Genomic DNA, 24,190 nt, shown 5'->3' on the forward strand with positions numbered 1-24,190 from the left:
CAACAAAAACAGTTCTCGCATCCGTAGTCCGCGAGTCGCGGGTCTTATTTTTCTCTCATGACATCACAACACTCAAGTTACTAGTTAAATCAGCAATGAGCTGACATGAAACTCTAGAAAGCTATGTCTGGCAAGACTTTCAGCCCTTCCAAGGTGCATGACAGAATTTTGTTGAGACGACAGATAAAGTGTTAATCGACAGCTTTCATCACTCAAAATTTTCTAGAATGCAAGCGGCTGTGATTTGAGGCTGCTCTAAATGGGGAACGTGCCCACAGTGTTCAACCCAAACGAGTCGGCTGGTGAGAATGGCTTTTCTAAATCGCTCTGCGTCTTGGGTGCCCAAAATCTGATCAGAGTCGCCCCAAAGAATCAGCGTCGGTTTGTCGATCTGCGAAATCTTATCAGTCAGAAAGTTATAGCCCCCGCTTTTTGTGAAAGCAATCATTGCCTGACTCCATTGAGGTGACTGCAAGTGTAGCGCTGCACACAACTGTGCGTCGGCAGTCACAAAACTCGCATCGGCATAGGCTTTGAGACTGACTTGCCGCCTGACTTTGGGCTGGCGCAAAAATTCGGTTGCCAGATAGCCAAGGGGCGGCACCAAAAACCGCGACACTGCCGGGCCTACGGCAAACCCAGCGCTGTCAATGAGCACAAGTTTTGCCACCGCTTCGGGATAGGTGAGCGTAAAATCGATCGCTGCTGCACCGCCCATAGAGGCACCCACTAAAATCATGGGCTGATCGATTAACGTCTTCCAAAATGCGTGGAGATGAGTTTTGATCGCGATCGGATTAAAAGAGACTCCGATCGGGCGGTCTGTGAACCCAAACCCCAACAAATCGACTGCCCAAGTTTCTTGCTGGGCGGCGAGAAGTGGCAAGAGTCGTCGAAACTCGAAGACTGAGCTATCAAACCCATGCAGCAGCAAAATTGGAGTTCCGCCGCTGCCTTGATGAATGTAAGCCGTGGCGATCGGGTCAGCACTCAAGGGAGTGGCGATCGCCTGACGAGTCATCTGCTGTGCCAGGGCGATCGAGGTAGCTTCGCTCAGACGGGCGACTTCAGCAGGCAAGAAATTTGCAAACATCATTCCAGTCTATTCCAATCTGACGTTCAAAAGCCTACTAGCCCATGCTAGAGAGCGATCGCCTTCGTAGTTGCCGAAATTTTCTATCAAGAGATTGTAAAAAGTTGACTGTTGAAGATAAAAAATTTGCGTGTTTGTTCTCAGAAATGTGTGTTCTACTGGCGTTCTGGGAAAACTAGCTTTGGCTATGCCCTTATCTCTCATCCCCGGTCACTTTGCGAGGAGTTCAACGTCATGGAATTTGCTGGGTCATCCGCCTCAAACCGTTATGTGTTATCCTCTGATGCTGCCGTGTCTGCTCTGCCTGCGGTTGGCGATCCTCTAGCAAATCTGCTTCCTACTCTCGCCCTGCAAACTCGTGCAGCTACGTCTTTACTGTTTATTGATTCCAATGTCTCCGATTATCAGAGCCTGGTAGCAGGCGTGACTTCTGGAACTGAGGTTCATGTTCTCGACCCGATCGCAGATGCAGTCACCCAGATCACTCAAACCCTCTTGGGGCGCACCGGAATTTCTAGCATTCATATCATTTCTCATGGCGAGACAGGCGGCTTGCAGCTAGGCACCACCGAGTTGGATGCGACAAGTCTCGATCGCTATACCTCTCAGCTAGGTTCATGGTCGCAGGCGTTGACTGAGGATGCTGACATTTTGCTTTATGGCTGTAATGTCGCTCAAGGAGAGCAGGGTCGTAATTTTGTGCAGCGTTTGGGACAGATCACCGGGGCAGATATCGCCGCATCGATCGATCAAACGGGCGATCGCGAGGCTGGCGGCAACTGGGCTTTAGAAGTCCACACGGGTAATATTGCGACGGGTCTTGTCTTTCAGGCATCCACGCTGGCAAATTATGATCATTTGCTGCCTGTCGATTTGCTGTCTCCGATCGATCCGTCTTTATTGAGCACGAGTGACAGCACGGGCGGCACCCTGGGCAGTAGCTCTGTGAGCAACGACGGACGCTATATCGTCTTCACTAGCAATTCTGGCAGTTTGGTTGCTGATGATAAAAACGGCAAATCGGATGTGTTTTGGCTCGATCGTCAGACTCAAACGCTTAAACTCGTGAGCCACAATGCAGGCAAAACAGGCAGCGCGAATGGGGCTTCATCTAACGCAGTGATCAGCGGTGATGGCTTGTCTGTGGTGTTTGTCAGTGATGCGGCTGATATTGCCTCTGGTGACCAAAATACTCGAAAAGATGTGTTTTTGTGGAAATGGAACAGCACTACCAGCACAGACACGATTCGGCTAGTGAGCGCGACAAATAGCCCTACAAATAACGGCACCGCAAGCCAGGATGAAGACTCCTATAACCCTGTCATTAGTGAAAACGGTCAATATGTAGCGTTTTTGAGCAATGCAACTAATTTGACTTCGTTCCCGGCTGACAATGCTGGAAACAATCAACCCGATGTCTTTCAGTGGGATGGGTCAGCGGGTAGTAATGCAGTCACGCTCGTTAGTCGCAACCGTAACAAATCAGGAAGCGGCAATAAAGGGGTTTCGACGGGTTTCTCAATGAGTCGGGATGGCAATTATGTTGCGTTTAGCAGCAATGCGACTAATCTCCCTCTCGCTGGGTCTGATCCTAATGGCTCAACTGAAGACGTATTTCGCTGGAGCCGTGCTAATGACACGATGACCGTGATCAGCACCTCGTTGACCCCTGGCGTTGGTGGGGCAAACGACGTATCGATAAACCCTGTAATCAGCAACGATGGTAGCCGCATCGCGTTTGTCAGCGCGGCTACTAACCTCGTGGCAGATGGAATTGATAACAACAACACGCAAGACATCTTTTTGTGGGACAGCGCCAGCACAACTGCCAATAAGATCAGCTTAATCAGCTTTAACAGCACTAGAACGAACAGCAGCAACAGTTTAGAAAACCCGTTTGCCGATAGCGGTTCGCTTAACCCCGTGATTAGCGGCGATGGAAAATATGTCACGTTCACCAGCTACTCTACGAATTTGGTGAACGCGATCGACGCTAACGGCAAACAAGATGTATTTGTCAGAGAAATCGATGCGCTCACTACCTTTTTGGTGAGTGGCAACACCGCTGGAGTGTTTGGCAATGATGGGTCGTCTGACCCTTCTATTAGCGGAGACGGCAAGCGAATTAGTTTTGCCAGCAGTGCCAGCAATCTAGTTGCCGATGACACGAACGGCAAGCGCGATGTCTTCGTGCGTGATTTAACGGCTAACACCACTTCTTTAGTCAGCCGCAGTGTTGACGCGATCGGAAATAATGATTCTCCAGCAGACGATCCCGCTAGCCTCGCAGTGTCCCCTTCGGTGATCAGTGCAGACGGGGCGTTTGTGGCGTTTACTAGTCAAGCCAGCAATCTGGTCGATCGCGATGGCAACAGCGCTGCCGATGTGTTTATTGCCCTGTTGCCCAGTGTTGCCCAACCGATCGGCACGATTAGCTTGGTGTCTCGTCAGAGCAATGATCCGGCGCTCATGCCTAAAACCGGAAGTGAAGATTCGACGCTAACGGCGGGCAATGCTGTCAGTGCAGACGGTCGCTATGTGGTCTATACGAGCAAGGCTCCTGAGTTAGCGTCTAATGATGCAAATGGCGCTCAGGATGTATTTATTCGAGATAATCAGACCAAAACAGTCACGTTGATTAGCCGCAATCTAGCTAAGGTTTCTGGAAATGGCAATTCTTTCAATCCGGTGATTAGTCGTGACGGTCAGTTTGTGGTCTTTGTGAGTGATGCCTCTGACCTCGTTTCAGGAGACACTAATGGAACATCCGATCTTTTCTTGTGGGAGCGATCGCAGCCTGACACCCTGACTCTGATCAGCAAAGTCAACGGTGGAACAACGATCGGCGATCGTGCTTCAATCAATCCGACTATTAGCGGTAATGGTCAATATGTAGTTTTTACAAGTCTGGCAACCAATCTAGTGAATGGGGATGGCAACGCTAAACAGGATGTGTTTGTCTGGGAGCGATCGTCAAAAACAATCACGCTGGTTAGTCACGCTAATGGAAACACAAACAGCAGCGATGGCACATCTGAGAATGCGTCGATTAGTGATGATGGACGATTAATCACCTTCACTAGCGACGGCACAAATTTAGCAACGGGTGCCACAACCGGAAAACAGATATTTTTATGGGATCGTCAGACTAGCGGCATCTCACTGATTAGTCAGAATAGCGGGGGTGCGATCGCCAACGCAGACTCTAACAATGCAGTGGTTAGCAGTGATGGGCATTACGTTGCCTTTACTAGCAGTGCAACCAATCTGTTTGGCACCGATAACAATGCGTCTCAAGATGTGTTTATTCGCGATTTGGTGAAGAACACGACTATGGGAGTGAGCGTCGATTCTTCAGGAACTTATGGCACCGTGACTGGGGGCGCGCCTGCAAGTGGGGCGTTTGCGTCGAGTCCCGTGATCAGCAGCTATGGGGGCAAGGTTTATATCGCGTTTACCAGCACCTTTAATACGCTGGTCGCGACTGATAACAACAATGCTCAAGATGTGTTTGTTCGCGAAATTGATATTAATGACCCTACCAAGAGCCGAACGATCTTAGTCAGCGTCGATAAAGATGGGACAGGAAGCGGCACAGGCACCAGCACAGGGGGTTCATTTGGCGGCACCGGATCGTTTAACCCGTTGATTGGTCAAGACGGACGATTTGTGGCATTTGTCAGCTATTCTAATAACCTCGTTGCCAGTGACACTAACAGCGCTCAAGATATTTTTGTTCGAGATCTGCTGCTCAACAAAACAACGCTGATCAGCAACAACAGTGCTGGCACCGATAGCGGAAAAGGAGCTTCTCAAGTTCCGGTGATTAGTGACAGTGGTGGCTATATTGCCTTTATGAGCGATGCGGGCGATCTGGTCACAGGCGACTTTAACAACAAATTTGATGTGTTTGGTCAAGAACTACTGCCCCTAGTAAGTTTGACCACGATCGACGCAACTGCCAACGAAGCAACTCCCTCTAACGATCCGTCAACCTATCAAATTAAGCGCAGCACTACAACGGGAGAACTGACCGTTAAACTTGCGATCGACCCGACCAGCACTGCTTCTTCAAGTGATTACGATTGGTCGGTTGATTCGGCATTTGCCACGATCGTCAGCTTCTCTGCAACTGAGATCATTCTAAAATTCTTAGCGGGTGCAAACACGATCGATTTGAAGCTGACTCCTAAAGATGATGCAACAGCAGAAGCAGACGAAACTTTAAAGCTATTCATCACAGCAGATGCAACTAATTTAGGATACGCGATCAGCACGAGTGATAATACAGCAACGAGCACGATTCTGGCAAACGATACTGTTGTCACCAACACAAGTGATAGTGGAGAAGGATCACTCCGTCAGGCAATTATTAACGCGAACGCATTCGCTGGCGCAAATACAATTAGCTTTGCCATTCCGGGGACTGGCGTGCAAACGATCGCACTGCAATCTGCTCTGCCTGTAATTAGTGATGTGGTTACGATCGACGGTGCCACCCAAACCGGATTCACCAACACTCCTTTAATTGTCCTAGATGGCACGGCCGCCGGAACTACGGCAAGCGGCTTACACCTCACCGCTGGGGGCAGCACTATTAAAGGACTCGCGATCGAAAACTTCGCCCAAGATGGCATTTTGATCGACACCCAAGGCGGCAACACAATTCGGCAAAACGATCTCTCGGCAAACAAAGGATCGGGAGTCGCGATCGTCGGCACTGTCACCGGAAACCGCATTGAGAGCAACACTTTTACGGGCAATACGGGCTTAGGCATTGACCTCGGTAAAGATGGCGTAACTGCTAACGACGCAGGCGATTTGGATGTCGGAGCCAACAATCTTCAAAACTTCCCAGTGTTGACGATCGCCGAATTGGTCGGAACGGGAGCCGCGATCGCTGGAACGCTCAACAGCACTCCAGGCACTCAATTCCGGGTTGAATTCTTTAGCAACGACGCGACGGGCACCGCTCAAGGCAAAACGTTCCTCGGTTTTACCGATGTCACGACCGCCGCAGACGGCACCGGAAACTTTAGCTTTACCGCTTCGGGAGGTGCCCTCGGACAGTTGATCACCGCCACTGCCACTGATGCTAGTAGCAACACCTCAGAGTTATCGCAAGCAAGGGCAATCGCGACTCCAACGGTTAGCCTCAGTGCGGCACCCATTACGCTGCTAGAAGGCACAGGTGCGACTCCTACCGCGTTTCCTTTTGTCGTCACCTTGTCTCAGCCTAGTACTCAAGACGTGATTGTGACTTACAGCACCGCAGACGGCACCGCGACCAGTTTAGACAGTGACTATGTGCCCGCTTCGACTGCTAGCGTTACTTTTGCTCCGGGTCAGACTAGCCAAACCCTTGCAGTTGGTGTGACTGCCGATAGCAAATTTGAGCCAGATGAAACGTTCACCGTGACGCTGAATGGTGCGACTAACGCGACGCTCACCACAGCCGTGAATGCGACAGGCACGATTCAAAATGATGACAGCCGACCGACGATCGCGATCGCCGATATCAGTCAAGCTGAAGGCGACAGTGGTTCTCAGCCGCTGATCTTTACGGCGAGTCTCTCAAATCTCAGCACCGAAACCGTGATCGTCGATTACGCCACCACCAACAACACCGCAACTTTAGTAGATAACGACTATGCCGACACGACGGGCAAACTAACCTTCGCTCCCGGTCAACTGACTCAAACCTTTGGCGTGTTAGTCAACGGAGACCCCAAATTTGAGAACAATGAAACCTTCAAGGTAACGTTGGGCAATCCCATTAATGGCACGATCGCACCTGCTACCAGCGTCGCTACCGGAACGATTCTCAATGATGATCCGGGTCCAACTTTGAGCATTACAACGCCTGCTTCACAGCTTGAAGGCACGAGCGGGGCGAATACTCCTTACCAGTTTGTGGTCAATCTCAGCCAAGCCAGCAGTGAAGAAATTACGGTAGATTATGCGACGATCGATAACACCGCGACGATCGCCGATAACGATTATACTGCCGCCACCGGAACCCTCACCTTTGCGCCGAACACCACGAGTCAAACCATCACGGTTTTCTCTCAAGGCGATACTAAGTTTGAAACAGACGAGCAGTTCTTTGTTAAGCTGACCAATGCCAAGAATGCCAACCTCTCTGCTACTGAGCAGGCAACTGGCATCATTACTTCTGACGACACTGCTCCGACCATTCAAATCGCCAACGCAGAGGCATTAGAAGGTAATAGTGGCACTACTCCTTCTAGCTTCGTTGTCACGCTGTCTGATGCCAGCTATCAAACGATCACGGTGAATTACAGTACGGCTGATCAGTCGGCTACGATCGCCGACCAAGACTATCAAGCCACCACTGGAAGCCTCACCTTTGCACCCAACGAAACCCGCAAAACGATTACCGTTTTAGGAACGGGGGATGATAAGTATGAGGGAAATGAGGCATTTTTAGTTAATCTCAACACGCCTCAAAACGCCACGCTTTCCACCTCAAGTGCAACCGGAACGATCACAAACGATGATCTGATTCCTTTAATCAGCATCAACGACGTGAGTAATCTTGAAGGAAATCAAAGCACGACAAAAACTAATCTTTTTACGATTAGCTTGAGCAATCCCACCGATCAAACCGTTACAGTTGACTTTGCAACGGCTGATGGCACGATTATTAACAATGCTGCAACAAAGGCTAATAATGACTATATAAGCGCTTTAGGAACAGTTACATTCAATCCTAATGAAATTTCTAAAACGATCACGGTGATCACAAATGGTGATGCGAATTTAGAGAAAGATGAAGACTTTTTTGTCAATCTTAGCAATGCGACACAAGCTGGAATTCTCAAAAATCAGGGCAAAGGAACGATCGCTAATGATGACACAGCTCCAACGCTAAAAATTGACAGTGTGAGTCAGAAAGAAGGCGATCAAAACACGACTGAACTGATCTTTACCGTCAGTCTCTCTGCCACGAGCAGCGATCCGATTACGGTCGAATATCTGACTCAGGATGACAAGGCGACGATCGCTGATCTCGACTACCAAACTAAAACTGGCACCCTGACGTTTGCGCCCAACACATTGACCCAAACCTTTGCCGTTCTCGCAAATGGTGACTCCAAGCTAGAAGGAGACGAAACCTTCAACGTCAAATTGCAGAACCCCAGCACGGGCGCACTGATTTCTGCGACTGAGGGCATCGGCATCGGCACGATCAAAAACGACGATCTCCAACCGACGATCGGCATCGATCAAAAAATCAGCATCACTGAAGGCACGAGTGGCACCTTCACAGTCAGTCTCTCTAACCCCAGTGTTGAAATCGTCACTGTTAACTATGGCACAGCAGACAACAAGGCAACTCTAGCCGATAGTGACTACATTCAGGCATCTGGAACACTCACATTCAACCCCGGAGAACTCAACAAAACGATCACCATTTCAAGCAAAGGCGACACCAAATTTGAAGGTGACGAAGACTTCACCGTCAATCTCAGCCAAGCTGGAAACGCAGATGTATCGGCGGTTTCTGGAAAGGGAACGGTGACGATCGTCAATGATGATTCTCGCCCCACTGTTAGCATCGACAACGTTTCTCAACAAGAGGGACAGAGTGGCACCACACCTTATGTCTTTACGGCGAACCTGTCTAACTCCAGCAGTGAAACAATCACCGTCAACTATGCTACGGGCAATGGATCAGCAACCACAACAGACAATGACTATGCTTCTGCTGCGGGCATCATTACCTTTAATCCCAATGACTTAAGCCAGAAAATAACGATCCTGGCAAATGGTGATTCCACTTTTGAACCCGATGAGAACTTTTTCGTCAACCTTGATCCTGCGATCGTAACCAACGCGACGATTTCTGCCGCCGCTGGGGTGGGCAAAGGCACGTTGCTCAATGACGACAATCCGCCTCGCCCGACCATTCGCATTGATAGCGGCGTAACTCAAAACGAGGGCAACAAAGGGGCGACGGCTGCTTATGTCTTTAATGTCATTCTTTCAACAATCACGCCTGAAACGGTGACAGTTGGCTACACCACAAAAGACAACTCGGCTACAACTTTAGACAATGATTACATCACTCAGGCTGGCATTCTCACTTTCGCCCCCAACACGCTCAACCAAAAAATCACGGTGCTGGCAACCGGAGACGACACGCTAGAACCAGATGAAAGCTTCTTTATCGATCTGCAAAACCCTAGTAGCAACGCAGATATTTCAGCCGTCGATGGGCGCGGAACGGCAACGCTAACCAATGAAGATAAGCGTCCGACTTTGAACATTGACAGCCCGACTAAGCGCGAAGGGTTGAGTAACGAAACTACGCCGATCGAGTTTGTGGTCACGCTCTCAAATCCTAGCAGCCAAACTGTAACGGTGGATTATGGGACGGGCAATGGGTCAGCCACGATCGTAGATAACGATTTCACCCAAACTTCGGGCAAGCTGACTTTTAACCCTGGCGAACTCAAAAAGACGATCACCGTGTCTGCCAATGGCGATAACAAGCTGGAGTCAGACGAAACGTTCATCGTTCAATTGACCAAGGCCAATAATGCAGATATTACCGGAGCAGGTGAAGGTACTGGCACCTTACTCAACGATGATTTCACGCCGACCATTAGCCTCACTGCCAACGTGGGTCAACTCGAAAACGCAACGAGTCCTAATTTGTTTGTGGTTAACCTCTCGAATCCTACTGACAAAACTGTCACGGTTAATTACGATACGAGCGATGGCAACGCGACGATCGCCGACAACGACTACTCTCGCGCCACTGGAACTCTGACGTTTTTGCCCACCGAAACCAGCAAAACTATCAGCGTGTCTGCGATCGGTGACACGAAATATGAGAGCAATGAAACCTTTAACGTTAATTTGAACAACGTCAGCAACGCGACTCTGCCGACAAACACAATCACAGGCACGATCGTCGATGATGATCCCATACCGACGATTAGCCTCGCGACTGTAACCGCCAATCAGCCCGAAGGCAAGAACAGCACCACGCCCTACGTGTTTACGGCGACGCTCACAAATGCCAGCAGCCAACCGATTACCGTCGATTATGACACCACAAACGGGACTGCGACTCTCGCGGACAACGACTATCTGCAAGCGGCTGGAAAACTCACCTTTGCCCCCACCGAAACCAGCAAAACCTTTACGATACTTGCCAACGGTGACACAAAGTATGAGGACAATGAGACTTTTAGCGTTAGTCTCAGCAATGCTGCGATCGGCAGTACAATTTCAACCACCAATAGAAGTGTTGTTGCCACGATCGCGAATGACGATACGCGTCCCACCATTAGCCTGATACCCAACACTATTAGCCAACTAGAAGGCCCTGGTGGCGCTACTCCTTACGTCTTCACAGTTGCCTTGTCTGAAGCGAGCAGTGAAACAATTACTGTCAACTACAGCACCGCAGATGGCACGGCAACCACCGCAGGAAACGACTACAGGGCGATTTCCGGCAAGCTCACGTTCAGTCCTGGTGAGACGAGTCAGAATCTAACCGTCAACGCTATAGGCGACACTCGCTTTGAGAAAGACGAAACCTTCCAACTTAATGTGACAAACCCAATGAACGCGACCCTGACCACTGCAATAAGTGCCACAAGCACGATCGCTAATGACGACAAAGATTTAGGCATTATGGGCGATTCGGGCATCTTATGGCGCAATCAGCAGACGGGCGACCCGCTTTTGTGGCAGATCAACAGCACCACCTTTGCTGGAAGTAGCCAGTTGCCGACCCAAGCGGCTACTTGGCAGATTCAAGGGAAAGGAGACTTCAATGGGGACGGGGGTCTAGACATTCTCTGGCGCGACGCTGCGACTGGGGAGATCAACCTCTGGCTGATGAACGGGACGGATTTTGGCTCTATCGTCACGGCACCCAATTTGCCTAGAGTGCCAGACCTGTCCTGGAAGGTAGAAGGCATTGCAGACTTTACGGGCGATGGCAAACTTGATCTGCTATGGCGCAACTACCAAACCGGGGAAATCGCTACCTGGAATCTGAATGGAACCACCTTTGTTGACGTTTCTTATTTATTGCCTGTGACCGACCTAAGCTGGCAGATCAAAGGCATTGGCGATTTTAACGGCGATCGTAAAGTTGATTTGCTATGGCGCAACGACCAGACGGGTGAAGACGCATTCTGGCTGCTAGATGGCGCAAAGTTTTCAAGTGTCGTTTATCTGCCCACCGTCTCAGGCTCAAGCTGGGGTATTGAAGGCATCGGAGACTTTAATAACGACGGCAGCCTCGACCTGCTGTGGCGCAACAAAACGACCCATGAGATCGGAACCTGGCAACTAAACCGCACAACTTACACCACGAGTTCACTTTTCTCTACGTCTCTAGACTCTACTTGGCAGGTTCAGAAGATTGGTGATTTCAACCGAGACAACAATTTAGATATTCTCTGGCATAACACCCAGTCGGGTGAGAACAAGCTTTGGTATCTGAATGGCACGACTTATGGAACGAGTCTGACGCTGCCAACTCGCTCCGATCGCAACTGGCTGATCTCTGACATCGGTGACTTTAACCGCGACGGCAACCTTGATCTGCTGTGGCACAATGCTCGATCGGGCGAAACCGATATTTGGAAACTGAATAGCAGTCCTTATGCGGGCGAGGTGTCGCTTCCCAAAGTCACAGATTTGGGATGGCGAATTCAAGCAACGGGTGACTTTAATCGAGATGGATCCGTGGATATTCTCTGGCGCAATTATCGAGATGGCTCGGTTGCGTTTTGGCAGATGGATGGCACTACTTTCAACGTGCCAGTTTACTTACCGCCCGTTTATGACCCTGCCTGGAACATTGAAGGAGTGGGCGACTTCGATCGCGATGGTTTCTTAGATCTCTTCTGGTATAACAACGGCACGGGTGAAGCCGCCATCTGGACGCTCAACGGTATGACCGTTAAAGAAGGAATTTTCTTGCCGACTCCAGGACTTAGCTGGCAGATGCAGGCAATTCAAGACTTTGATCAAGATGGCAATTTAGATATCTTGTGGCGCAGTCAAGCCGGAGAGGTTGCCTTTTGGAAAATGAGGGGAACCACCTTAGAGTCGGGCACTTATCTGCCCAGCGTTCCTGACTCAAATTGGCAGATTCAAGGCGTTGGAGATTTCAACGGCGACGGCAAACCCGATATATTCTGGCGCAACTACAGCACGGGCGAGAACGCCTTTTGGCAACTGAACGGCATGAAGGTTGAGAAAGCTCTTTATCTGACTCCGGTCACTGATTTGAGTTGGCACATAGAAGGCTTTCGAGACTATAACGGCGATGGAACATTAGACATTCTCTGGCGCAACCACCGCACTGGGCAAAATGCTCTTTGGTTTATGAATGACGCAACGACGATCGGGCTAGGAATTTTCTTACCTCGACTGATCGACCCAAACTGGACGGTAGAGGGAATCGATAATTTTAAGAGCAGTGAGATCGAGTGAGGGCTTCCCAGTTTTGCCCTAAAAATTGCCCCGATTTGAAAGCCATGCTCTAGGATCGTAGAGAGTAAGAGGGACTTTAAGCCTGAAGTCTCTCTATCTGCTATCTGTTTAACCATTTGCATTTGGGTCAGTCGTGAATCTCCCCAATCAGAAAAGTAAAAGTCGGCTCGACGATCGAGTCTCAGGGCAACATTCTCGAATGTCTCACCCATTTAAACATGGGCAGATTTTTTTTAGTCCGGGTGCTCATTTTAGCTATCGAGTCATCGGTGCTTGCTGTCGATTGTTCGATCGAGAAACCCTTCCTTATCCTTGCTGTCGCCTTGAGTGGCACAGCAAAGAACCCAGTTGGCGGCGCATCGGCAAACGTCTGATTGCCGATTTGGCGACGAGAAACAGTCCTTCTTATAGTGTCGAAATTATCGGTCAAGCGATGCAAGAACCGCTGGTAATGACGCTCTACTCGGTCAAACTGCCGCAGCCGCTTAAAGAATGGTGGGTTTCTAGCAAGCCCTCTACTTCGACGATCGCTGATTTGACCTGGCTAGACTCTGCCGAAGAAATCAAAATCGAGGGATAAACAGCGCTGCCCCAATGGGGATGCAAGATGCTGCAACAGTTTCCAAATTGGGTAGTGGAATAGCCTAACGTCGATCGCACCACTGCCACATCATCCAGCCGCAGCGTTCCAGCTTGCGAGAGCAAGGGCTGCCCGGTTCGCGGATCAAATAAGTCTGCTAAATACCCCAACTGCCGAAGCTTGCAGACGATTTTCAGCCCAAATTCTAAAAACCGTTGCCGAAGCTGTTGCTTTTGAGCATCGGTTTCTGGCGTAACCTGCATCAACTCCAGTTGAGAGGGCTGCAAGACAACCAGCACCGATCGCACGGGTTGCGACCAATCGGGTAACAGTCGAGGCAAGTTTTTGCAAATAAATGGGTTGGGTGCGTGAATGGAGTATTCCATTTAAGAGATCGTGGATAGGGCATCTCAGCCGCTAGCTAAACTGCTGGGCATAGAATCGAGCATAACGCCCCCCTTCGGCAATGAGTTCAGAATGAGTGCCGGATTCTACGACTCGACCTTTTTCTAAGATTAAAATACGATCGACACGCCGCACGGTTGCCAAACGGTGAGCAATGATAAATACGGTGCGCCCCTGCATGATTCGCTCTAAGGCTTCTTGAACCAGTGATTCCGATTCAGAGTCGAGGGCTGACGTGGCTTCGTCGAGAATCAGAATTCGAGGATTGAGCAACATCGCCCGCGCGATCGCCAGCCGTTGCCGCTGTCCGCCCGACAAATTTACGCCGCGTTCACCGACCCAGGTGTTATAGCCTTCTGGAAGTTGGCTGATGAACTGATGTGCATTGGCAATTTTGGCGGCTTCTTTGACGGCATCTAAATCAAAATCAAGCTGACCAAAGGCGATATTTTGAGCGATCGTCCCCGAAAACAAGGTCGTCTCTTGAGGCACAATCCCAATCTGTCGCCGCAAACTGCGAAGTGAGACATCTCGCACATTAGTGCCATCTAACCAAATATCACCGATTTGGGGATCGTAGAATCGGGGAATCAAATTCACTAGCGTCGTTTTTCCGGCTCCTGATGCCCCGACGAGGGCGATCATTTCCCCCGGCAAAACCAAGAGATTTAAGTCTTGCAACACCGGACGATCGGGCTGATAAGAAAAGGTGACGTTGCCAAACTCTACTTTCCCCATCACGGGGGCAAGCATCGGCGCGTCCGGCTTCTCCACGATCGTCGGTTTTAACCACAGCAGCTCAAAAACCCGATCGACTGACGCTTCTCCCTGCTTAAACTCGTTATAACTGCTGGTAATGGTGGCGATCGGCTCAAACAACAGCGCAACAGCAGTCACATAGCTAATAAATCCGCTGCCAGTCAACTGCCCTTTAGAAATCTGCCAGCCGCCTAACAGCAGTAATGACAGCATACTTAACGCCTCTAGCGAACCGACGACTGGATATTGAGAGGCTCTAAGTCGCTCCATTGCATAACGGGCTTGCCGATTGCGTTCTGCCTCACGACTGAAGCGATCGATGACATATTCTTCTGCCGCAAACGCTTGCACTAAGCGAATACCGCTCAACATTTCAATAATCAGCCCCGACAGATCAGAAACCCGACTTTGGCTGCGATGAGACAGTTTACGAAGCCGCTCTCCAAACCAGCCGATCAACACTGCCAGCAACGGCGCGACGATTAGGGTTGCCAGAGTCAGTTGCCAGTTGACCCAAATCATATAGCCCAGCACCGCAACTAGCCGCAGAACGTTGGGCACAAACTCATGAAAGAGCTTGTTGACCACTTCTCCAATCCGATCGACATCCTCCGTCAGTCGATAGGCCAGATCTCCAGTCTGCATCGTCTCAAAATAGCTGAGACTGAGGTGTTGCAGATGGGCATAAGTTTCTTGGCGCAGTTGCAGAGCGATCGACAAGGCGGCTTTTGCCATCAGAGTGTCTTGCCCATATTGCACCAGCTTTTGCCCAACCCAAACGACTGCCGCAAAGCTAGTCAATTCGGCGATCGCGCCCACATTGCCTGCGCCGATCCGTTCTGCCATACGCCCCGCTAGCCACGCTAAAATAGGCCACGTTGCAGTAAACACCAGCGTACAAACCATTGCCTGAGCAATGATCTTCCACTGTGGGCGAAGATAGGTGGATAGTTGCCAGTAGTTAGAACGGTGTTTCAATGGCGGCTGGACTTGTTGCGTTCTTGGTAGATGTGAAAGACAGAAGGCAGAAGCGAAACGACGATAATGATTAGAATAATGGGCAACAGATATTTATCGACATCTGGAATCACTGCTCCTAAAGAATAGCCCAACAGCGTCACGCCAAACGTCCAGATAAATCCACCGATGACGTTATAAGACAGAAACGTGCGGTAGTGCATTGCCCCGATCCCTGCCACGATGGGCGCAAAGGTGCGAACGATCGGCACAAATCGCGCCAACACGATCGCTTTTTTGCCATATTTCTTATAAAATCCTTGAGCAGAGACTAAGTGCTTTTTGTGAAACAGCCAAGAATCTTCTCGCTGAAATAATCTTCGTCCAAATCGATTTCCGGTCAGATAGCCCACACTGTCGCCTAAAACGGCAGCCACAAAACAGCCCAATACCAGATATTGAATGCTGAGAATGTTTTGGGAAGCTAGAAACCCAGCCGTAAACAAGAGACTGTCTCCCGGCAAGAAAAATCCGATCAACAGCCCAGACTCTGCAAAGATGATCGCCCAAATTACTAAATGAGCCGTGATCGGGCCAATCTCCTTAAACCACTGCCCCAAATGAGCCGCATCAAAATTCATTCTTTCCTCACTTCAGACGCTGCGTTTGCTTCCGTCGCACCAACCACACCCCCAATGCCACGATTAAACCCCCTAAAACAATCTTTGAGACGGGGGCTAAATAGTCATCGACTCGATCGTAGTGTTCTCCTAATAAATATCCAGCGTAGGTTAATATCGTTGTCCAAATCGTGGTGCCGATGGTGGAGTAAACCAAAAAAGGGGCTAACCGCATCTCACTGATTCCGGCTGGTAGAGAAATTAGCGTTCGGATTCCGGGCACCAAACGACCCAACAGCACCGCTTTGTTGCCGTGACGATAAAACCAACGATTGGCTTTGTCGATGTCTGCGCCAGAGATCCCAAACCACTTGCCATAGCGATCAGCGATCGCTGCTAACCGCTCTTCACCCACCAGTTTGCCTGCATAGTACCAAGGTAACGCTCCCAGCAACGCTCCTAGCACTCCTGCCAAAACCGCATACTGAAAGTTCATCTGCCCTTTAGATACGGTAAACCCTGCCAACGGCATGATCAACTCTGACGGGATAGGTGGAAAAAGGTTCTCTAGAAACATTAGGAGACCGATGCCCCAGTAGCCTAGCGCACTCATGGTGTTGGTAATCCATTCAACCATTGCCTGATTTCCTCTCGCGAATGAAGGCTCTTTTACCCTTACATAGCGAAATGATAAGCTTCCAGGGAGTTAATTATTAAGTTTTTTGACAGAATTAAGATTTGGTGAAGTGGACGATCGTTCCCCCACTTCTCTGTTGCTGATCAATCATTCAAGACGGGCTCTACTGGGCTCGAACCAGTGACCGACCGCTTAGAAGGCGGTTGCTCTATCCACTGAGCTAAGAGCCCCTGTTGCGAAATAGCTAGATTTTTATCTCTGACTGATTAAGCACTATACAATCCTAGCAAGTTTGTGGAAACTTCCTGACAGACTTGTTCTAATTCGTAGACTGGCAGAGCTCTCAATAAATATCTCAATATCATAAATAAAGCAGGGTTTCTCTGACTATGAGTACACTAAAAGCCAGAAAAAGGGAATTTAAAGAAAGTGTGTTGATAAAAGTGTGTTAATGACAGAAATTGCAAGACAATGGTCTTTTAATATCGCACTTCCGGTTGCCTTCTCTTTGCCGACTCTAGCAGAGAGACCATTTTGAATAGAAACTTGCAGCTATATCATGGCTCAAGCTCACGCCGCCAACCTTACCCCTAACCTTGATAGGAGATAATTAGCTGTTTTATGTTCATTCTGAAACGGCAGGATGTGGAAATCTCCAGCATCCAACATCCCAAACGAGATCAAAAAATTCCGATCCTCACCTATCAGGGGGTCACATTTCGCTTAATCAGTGTGTTTAACGCCAATCAAGAAGAAGAGGCGAGGGCATTGTGGCGCGATTTGACTGACAATCAGGGCAAAGCCTGCGTTTTATTAGAAGAACCCGATCGCTATAGCATTTGGGGCAAAGTGCGGCTCGATCAGCTTGCCCACGAAACCCACGAGAGTGAGGTAAGTGGCTCAACGACTCCCATGTTTACTCAAGCCTGTCTGCTAATGCTACAAGCGATGTATATCGACATCGAAGACTTGATGGGCACAAAACAGGCCGTCACGTTTCAAAAAGCGATGGCTGACGTGTTTCGGCAAGGTCGGTTTCCTCAAACCGAGTCGCCTGATGCTATTAAGCAGCTTTTGACCATCAATCCGCTCAACAGTCTGCAAACACCAGCTTGGCAAGAAAACCACCTGACGCTGCTCCTGCAAGAGTTGCACCGCATTGGCAAAAACTACTTCGGCAAATCTCCCTTCGTCCTCCGAACGTTAGAAGCTTTGCAAGACTTGCCTTCTGGGGAACGTGCCCGCTTTTTGGCTTGGATGACTCGATCGCCAGGTGGTAATCTGTGGCGCTAACTTCGAGAACCATCCACGATCGCTCTCGCTTCCCTTCATTCCATCTAATCGCTCTACCTTTGTAACTGTGATATGAGTACTTCGATCGATAAATCTGCGGCTAAGTCTCTGTCTGTGCAAGCGATCGTCTTTGCAGAAATTATCTGGGCGGTGCTGGCGCTGCTATTTTTTCTGCTGTTTAGTGTGGCTGAACCCGGACAAGACCGTCCGGTTTGGTATTCCTACGGCACGTCTGTTTTTGAAGTGGTTGCCTTCTTAGCCGCCGCAATTTTGTGTTTTAGAAACTGGCGCAGCCCCCAGATCGTGAGCGGTCGCAAAGTCTGGTTTGGCATTGGCATGGGCATGTTGTGTTATTTCGTGGGGGGAGTGCTATTCACCTTCTGGGAAACCTATTTAGGGCGCGATGCCGCAGTCTCACCCGGAGATTTCTTCTACGTCCCGGCTTATCTGTTTCTAGGGTGGGGCATGGTGATGGCGTTTGCCGATCGTCGCCTCAATCTAGAAGTCTGGCAGTGGGGCATCGTTGCCGGAATCGCCACGATTAGCATTGCCTTCGCGACCTGGTTGACGATTTCTCCCGAAAAAACCGCGAGTGCCGATCTCTTTGGAATTGAGCCAGTCTCTGCCCAAACGATCGCGACTCCGGCAAAACCTACGGTTAAGGCAACCCAGGTCGCACCTAAGCCGGGTTCACAAACGCCTAAAGTGCAGCCACTTGTGCCTCAAGCGGTGCCCTCTCCTCAAACAGCGCCTTCTGTGCTGCCTTTTGTCCTGAGAGCAGCACCCGTCAAGTCAGAGGAACAAAAGCCCCCTGCTTGGGTATCTGCCATTGAAGACACGTTGGCTCCATTCAAAACGTTTCTAGATTATTTCTACGTCATGGCTGACGTGTTTATCTTGATCGTGGCGACGACGCTGCTGCTGGCATTTTGGGGAGGGCGCTTTTCGCAGTCTTGGCGAATGATCGCGGCGGCCGCTTTCTCGCTGTATATCGCTGATATGTGGTTTAAATATGCGACAGCCCGACTCGAAAATTATCAAAGCGGGGGCTTGCTAGAAATCTTTTGGGTGTTGAGCGGCGTGCTCTTTGGCATCGGTGCAGCACTGGAATATGATCTCAGCCGATCGCGCCGTGGAGGACGGAGACAAGCTTAAAAAAGAGCAAAGGGTGAAGGGCAACCTCGTCTTCCAGCCTTTTTACGGGCGGTTGGACTTAGAATGGTAAGTGCTGACTGAGCCTTTCGTGGATTGTGGCATGACCCCTCGCAAACTGTCTGATTCTGACAAAAACCAAATTGTTGAGCTATATCGTCAGCCAGGGGAGACGACGCTGACTCTGGCAAATCAATATGGAGTGAGCAACACAACCATTAGTCGAATTCTCAAAAGCACTTTGCCTGCTGGGGAATATGAAGGCTTGATTCAGCAAAAGCGGGTGGCTTCACGAAACTCTGAAGCGCCCTCTCGTGAGCCGGATCAGGTGCCCATTCAAGGCAATATTCTTGAGGTTTCTGCCCCTGCGATCGCAGAAGTCTCTGAGCCTGAACCGACTCCTCTGGCGGCTTCGGTTTCTTTAGATTCTACGTCTGAGCGGGTAGTTCCTGCTCCCATTCGCCGATCGCGCAAACGATCGTCGGCTGAGTCTGAAGCAGAAGCCCCGATCGAGGAAATCTTTGAGGTGGTGAAAGAGCTAACCACTGCGCCTGTTGTGAAAAAAGTTCTGACGCTGGCTGACCCTAAGTTAGAAGAAGCTACAGAATCTCAAGCCTTTGACGACGATGAGGAAGACGATCTCGATGATCTTGATGACGATTTAGAGGAAGGTCTTGACGACGATCTTGACGACGATCTTGACGACGAAGAGAGCGGGTCACTGCTGCCGTCGCTTCAACTCAATTCAGCTTCGTTTGTGCGGGTGTTGCCACTGACTGAAGCGGCGATTCCAAAGACGTGTTATTTAGTGGTCGATCGTGCGGCCGAACTTATTGCCCGCCCCCTGAGAGAATTTGGTGAGTTGGGGCAAATTCCGTCAGAAGAGATTCAAGAGAAGACGCTACCTGTGTTTGATAATCATCGAGTTGCAAAGCGGTTTTCTAACATCCGGACGCAGCGTGTGATCAAGATTCCTGATAGCCGCATCTTGCAGAAAGCTGCGCCTCACCTGCAAGCGAAAGGAATCACTCGGTTGCTAATTGATGGACAGGTTTATGCTTGGTGAGCGTTTAGAAGTCGTCATCGTCGTCTTGATCACGCTGGGGGCTGGAAAAGCCTAGTAGAGGCTGCGCGATCGCCGTTCCGATCACACCGACCCCAGCGCTAAAGGCGAGGATTAACCCAAAGGGCATCTCGACTAGCTGAAAACTGAGAAACCGCAGTGAAAGGGGCGTGGCATTTTGAACGGAAATAAGCGCGATCGCTCCGATCCAAACTGCGATAATTAATGACGTGATCAGCGTTGCCAGAGATTTCATAAAACGGTGAACCTAAACGGGTTGGATTTGATGAATCGATCGCTCCATCGCTGCTGCGATCTGACTGACTTTTTGGGGTGAATTCGTTTCTAAATAGACTCGGATCAGTGGCTCTGTGCCAGAAGGACGGAGCAAAATCCAGCTTCCTTCTTCTAGATAGAGCTTAATGCCGTCTTTGCGACCGACTTCTTTAATGGCAAAGCCTGCAACTTGGGTAGGCGGATTGTGAGTAAAGGAGTCTAAAACGGCTTTTTTATGAGAATTAGTGAGCCGCAAGTCGATTCGATGATTGTAAAGCGGGCCGTCTGCCTCGCTGATCACTTCTTGCACAAGTTGGCTGAGGGGTTTGCCCTCATAGGCGATGGCTTCTGCAACTAGCATATCTGCCAGGATGCCGTCTTTTTCAGGAATGTGCCCGATGATGCTCAGTCCGCCTGATTCTTCACCGCCAATCAGCACGGTGGTCTGCCGCATTTTTTCACCGATATGTTTAAAGCCGACTGCGGTTTCATAGAGTTCTAACCCGTGAGTTGCCGCAAAGTTATCGAGCAAGCGAGTCGTTGCCACAGTGCGAACGATCGCGCCCCGCTTGCCTCTGTTTTTAATTAAGTGACGTGCCAAAAGCAGCAAAATGACGTTGGGCGTAAGAATGTTACCCTGCTCATCGACAATGCCAAAACGATCGCTATCTCCATCGGTTGATAACCCAATATCAGCGCGATCGGTCTTAACCGCATCGACCAAGCCCGCGAGTTGTTTGCCGTTGGGTTCGGGCATTCCGCCGCCAAACAAGACATCGCGATAGGTATGAAAGCTCTCGACTTCACACCCACAGTCAGCTAGAACCGTATCGAGATAACCACGAGACGTAGAGTAGAGCGCGTCATATTTGACCTTGAGTTTGGCGCTACGAATGCGATCGACATCCAAAATGCCATAAATAAACTTCAAATAAGCAGGTTTAGGATCAAAGGTCGAAATCATGGCACGATTGCCACTCGGTGGGGCATCGGATACGCGATCGAGATTGGCAACAATTGCATCCGTGATCTGAGTCGTCGCCGGGCCAGCATAATCAGGGATGTATTTAATTCCACAGTAGGGCGCAGGGTTATGACTCGCCGTAAACATCAACGCTCCTGCCGAATTCAAGTGACGAGCGTTATAAGCAATGACTGGAGTCGGACAATCTCGATCGACGATCTGCACCCGCCAACCTAAATCTGCTAAAACTGCGGCTGCCGTATGAGCAAACTGATCTGCCAAAAACCGAGTATCGTAGCCCACGAGAACGGGACGAGTTTTAGAGTAAGTCGTATCTAGATAACGAGCGATCGCTCGCGTCACCTTACAAACGTTAGAAAACGTGAAATCGTCGGCAATAATGCCGCGCCATCCATCAGTTCCAAACTGAATTTTTGAACGCCTGCCCATAGCTCAACCTTCCCAACACTTAGCTTTATCCTACTAGACACTTTTCAGGAAACTGTACATAAGCTCTTGAAGTTGAGCAGAGATAATTTTTAACGTCTTGAACTTAATGAATAAACTTCCACAGATTCGGGCGTTGGTGTTGGGGCTGATTCGTGATGGCGATCGCATTCTGGTTGCCGAAGGTTACGACTCCGTTAAGCAAGAATTCTTCTATCGCTCTTTGGGGGGCGGCGTTGAGTTTGGTGAAACCAGTTTAGACGCACTCAAGCGAGAATTTCAAGAAGAAATCCAGGCAGAATTATGCAACATTCGACATTTAGGATTTAGCGAAAACCTGTTTATGTATGAGGGCAAGCCCGGACATGAATGGATTCAGCTTTATCAGGCTGACTTGGTGGACTCTAAGTTTTATCAGCTAGATGAGTTTATCGGAACCGAGACAGAGACAGCATTTGTGGTGCGATGGATTGAGTGCGATCGCTTTCAATCTAAAGAACTTCACCTCTTTCCTGAAATCTGCTTGAGTTACCTTCAACAATGATCTCGTTCCGGAATAGCGCCATCTCGACTGAAGACTTCATAAGTGCCCAGGAATGACTTCTCAATCAATTCGACTCCTACCCAAGGCAATCTTGATATGCATGCTAGAGAAGCCACCGAAGGATTTGTGAAAGAAGTCAAACGCTCAGGAATGCTCGGTCGTACCGTTGACACTGAGGTCGGCGCGTTTGTGGACGGTAACTTTGAATTCGATCGAGCTAAGTTTTAGCCTCCAAAGTGGCAAATTTAAAACAACAACAACCTTAACAAACGTTCTCGCCCAGTGCGGGAGCGTTTTTGTTTGACTTTTGTGTATTGGATCTGCGGTGCCATAACCCCATAGATTGGAACTTCCTCAGATTTGCGTTCTTAAACTTAAGCAAAGCTTCAAACTCGGCACCGTGTTGCCCGCAATAATTGAGTCATTGTGTAAATAGGAATACAAGCGAATCCTTAATGGATGATCCGCTCTTAATTTTTGTCATGTCCAGACCAGGAAATATGCCTAGCTCTTAGACTCAAAGCTTACATCAAACCCTGCCCTGGACTGTTTTTCAACAGGTTGGCGATCTACTCAAGCAGATGGTCAACCCTACCGCTCTAATCTTGACCGAGGTGACGATTTCTCCATTGCAACTCAACGATCATGGGGCAGAACGGTTTGTTGCGGTGTCGTCTTCGAGATTTAGTGCCATTTTGCAAGGTGAAACGGCATCGCATTCTGCCAGATCTGACGACGAGTGCCAAATTAAATTGACCTTCGATCCCAAAGAGATTGCCGTTTTTCTCACTCACTTAGAAACCCTTTTATTATCTAAATCAGAGCTATTTCAGCAAATTAGACAGGCCCAGCAGGCACTTCAGCCTAATGACTCTGAGCTTCAGAGCCAGTTTACGCTTCAATTAGTCGATCGGTTGACCTCGCATACGCCCCACTCTTCAAAGTCTCTTGAGTCGCTCCCTTCACCGAACGGAGATGCACTTCATGCTCAGTTGCAGCAGACTCACCGTTTAGAACAGCAAATTCTCGATCGTACTCAAGACCTCCGCGACACATTAGTCACGGCTCAAGCGGCAAGTCGCGCCAAGACAGAATTTTTGTCAACGGTAAGTCACGAGCTACGAACTCCTCTGACAATCATCATCGGCCTGGCCGCGACCCTGTTGCGCTGTCACCTGACTCAATCTGATGATAGAGGAGCATTAACGCTGCAAAAACAGCAAGAATATTTGCAAACGATTCAAAGTCGTGGAGAACATCTGCTGGCACTCATTAACGACATTCTAGACTTGTCACAAGCCGAAACCGGAAAAGCCGTATTAGACATCCGTGAGTTCTCTCTCTTTCAACTCGCGCAACAAGCGCTGGAGTCTCTACAAGAAAAAGCAGAACTCAAGAAGGTAAAACTTCGCCTCGATTTAAGTGCGGGAGCAGAATTTTTGCGATCGGTTGAGCAAGACGGTGGAGAGAAAGGCCTGCACCGCGATCGCTTTCAAGCCGACCCACAGCGAGTCACGCAAATTTTGATTAATCTACTCAGTAACGCCATCAAGTTTACTCCCGAATATGGCTGTGTCACACTGAGGGTTTGGGTGAATGAAGAACGGGCAATCTTACGAGTCGAAGACACCGGAATCGGGATTCCTGAAGCAGAAATTTCTCTACTGTTTCAAAAGTTTCAGCAACTAGATGCCTCTTATCACCGCAAATATGAAGGAACAGGACTGGGGTTAGCCCTCACCAAACAGTTAGTCGAATTGCATAATGGCACGATCGAGGTCGAATCTAAAGTCGGAGTCGGCTCACACTTCACCGTGCATTTGCCGAGCCAAGCTATAGCAGTCCTATTTGAGTTGTAAGATCAGCCATAGCGCCGCAACTTGGGAAAATCAAACGTGTAAGACTGCAAG

14 protein-coding genes, 1 tRNA gene and 1 pseudogene are annotated in these 24,190 nt (G+C 49.5%); 8 read left to right on the forward strand and 8 right to left on the reverse strand.

Going from position 1 to position 24,190, the window contains the following annotated elements; genetic code table 11:
- Window positions 1-208: 208 nt before the first annotated feature.
- Window positions 209-1,096: an alpha/beta fold hydrolase gene (locus C7B65_RS24220; RefSeq protein ID WP_317615847.1), complete on the reverse strand. Its 888-nt coding sequence runs from the start codon at window positions 1,094-1,096 to the stop codon at window positions 209-211.
- A gap of 231 nt (window positions 1,097-1,327) precedes the next feature.
- On the opposite strand from C7B65_RS24220, the gene C7B65_RS24225 reads away from it, so the two are divergent.
- Window positions 1,328-12,583: a Calx-beta domain-containing protein gene (locus tag C7B65_RS24225; RefSeq protein ID WP_073075046.1), complete on the forward strand. Its 11,256-nt coding sequence runs from the start codon at window positions 1,328-1,330 to the stop codon at window positions 12,581-12,583.
- 133 nt (window positions 12,584-12,716) lie between these two features.
- Complete coding sequence (locus C7B65_RS28970; protein WP_244913283.1) at window positions 12,717-13,163, forward strand: hypothetical protein; 447 nt, start codon at window positions 12,717-12,719, stop codon at window positions 13,161-13,163.
- Between the two features lie 23 nt (window positions 13,164-13,186).
- On the opposite strand, the pseudogene C7B65_RS24235 reads toward C7B65_RS28970, so the two are convergent.
- From C7B65_RS24235 to C7B65_RS24255, 5 genes and pseudogenes are all read right to left on the reverse strand, one after another.
- Window positions 13,187-13,549: pseudogene (locus tag C7B65_RS24235) on the reverse strand (methylmalonic aciduria and homocystinuria type D protein); the annotation flags it as partial.
- Between the two features lie 31 nt (window positions 13,550-13,580).
- Window positions 13,581-15,305 carry an ABC transporter ATP-binding protein gene (locus C7B65_RS24240; protein ID WP_073075043.1) on the reverse strand — a complete coding sequence of 575 codons (1,725 nt, stop codon included), beginning with the start codon at window positions 15,303-15,305 and terminating at the stop codon, window positions 13,581-13,583.
- Window positions 15,302-15,925: a DedA family protein gene (locus C7B65_RS24245; RefSeq protein WP_073075042.1), complete on the reverse strand. Its 624-nt coding sequence runs from the start codon at window positions 15,923-15,925 to the stop codon at window positions 15,302-15,304. The genes C7B65_RS24240 and C7B65_RS24245 overlap by 4 nt, the downstream gene beginning before the upstream one ends.
- A 7-nt stretch (window positions 15,926-15,932) precedes the next feature.
- Window positions 15,933-16,541: a DedA family protein gene (locus tag C7B65_RS24250; RefSeq protein WP_073075041.1), complete on the reverse strand. Its 609-nt coding sequence runs from the start codon at window positions 16,539-16,541 to the stop codon at window positions 15,933-15,935.
- A gap of 157 nt (window positions 16,542-16,698) precedes the next feature.
- Window positions 16,699-16,771 (reverse strand) — tRNA-Arg (locus tag C7B65_RS24255).
- A gap of 391 nt (window positions 16,772-17,162) precedes the next feature.
- Between C7B65_RS24255 and C7B65_RS24260 the strand changes: the two genes are divergently transcribed.
- The 3 genes from C7B65_RS24260 (at window position 17,163) to C7B65_RS28140 (ending at window position 20,052) form a co-directional block, all read left to right on the forward strand.
- On the forward strand, window positions 17,163-17,834 hold the full coding sequence (locus tag C7B65_RS24260; RefSeq protein WP_073075040.1) for an Npun_F0813 family protein: 672 nt from the start codon (window positions 17,163-17,165) through the stop codon (window positions 17,832-17,834).
- Between the two features lie 72 nt (window positions 17,835-17,906).
- Window positions 17,907-18,989: a hypothetical protein gene (locus C7B65_RS24265; protein WP_073075039.1), complete on the forward strand. Its 1,083-nt coding sequence runs from the start codon at window positions 17,907-17,909 to the stop codon at window positions 18,987-18,989.
- A gap of 100 nt (window positions 18,990-19,089) precedes the next feature.
- A complete protein-coding gene (locus tag C7B65_RS28140; RefSeq protein WP_073075047.1) occupies window positions 19,090-20,052 on the forward strand; it encodes a helix-turn-helix domain-containing protein in 963 nt (320 codons plus the stop codon).
- Window positions 20,053-20,056: 4 nt separating this feature from the next.
- Here the strand turns inward: C7B65_RS28140 and C7B65_RS24275 are convergent, their stop codons facing one another.
- Window positions 20,057-20,305, reverse strand: a complete 249-nt coding sequence (locus C7B65_RS24275; protein WP_073075038.1) for a DUF1049 domain-containing protein — start codon at window positions 20,303-20,305, stop codon at window positions 20,057-20,059.
- Window positions 20,306-20,317: 12 nt separating this feature from the next.
- Entirely contained in the window at window positions 20,318-21,739 is a 1,422-nt protein-coding gene (locus C7B65_RS24280; RefSeq protein ID WP_073075037.1) for a phosphoglucomutase/phosphomannomutase family protein, read from the reverse strand.
- A gap of 106 nt (window positions 21,740-21,845) precedes the next feature.
- On the opposite strand from C7B65_RS24280, the gene C7B65_RS24285 reads away from it, so the two are divergent.
- The 3 genes from C7B65_RS24285 (at window position 21,846) to C7B65_RS24290 (ending at window position 24,139) form a co-directional block, all read left to right on the forward strand.
- Window positions 21,846-22,280: an NUDIX hydrolase gene (locus tag C7B65_RS24285; RefSeq protein ID WP_073075036.1), complete on the forward strand. Its 435-nt coding sequence runs from the start codon at window positions 21,846-21,848 to the stop codon at window positions 22,278-22,280.
- 96 nt (window positions 22,281-22,376) lie between these two features.
- A complete protein-coding gene (locus C7B65_RS29400; protein ID WP_262983569.1) occupies window positions 22,377-22,508 on the forward strand; it encodes a hypothetical protein in 132 nt (43 codons plus the stop codon).
- A 353-nt stretch (window positions 22,509-22,861) separates the two neighbouring features.
- Window positions 22,862-24,139, forward strand: coding sequence for a sensor histidine kinase (locus C7B65_RS24290; protein WP_073075034.1), 1,278 nt, complete (start codon window positions 22,862-22,864; stop codon window positions 24,137-24,139).
- Window positions 24,140-24,190 lie beyond the last annotated feature (51 nt).

The sequence above is a fragment of the Phormidesmis priestleyi ULC007 genome (genome assembly GCF_003003695.1).
Classification (GTDB): Bacteria; Cyanobacteriota; Cyanobacteriia; order Leptolyngbyales; family Leptolyngbyaceae; genus Phormidesmis_A; species Phormidesmis_A priestleyi_A.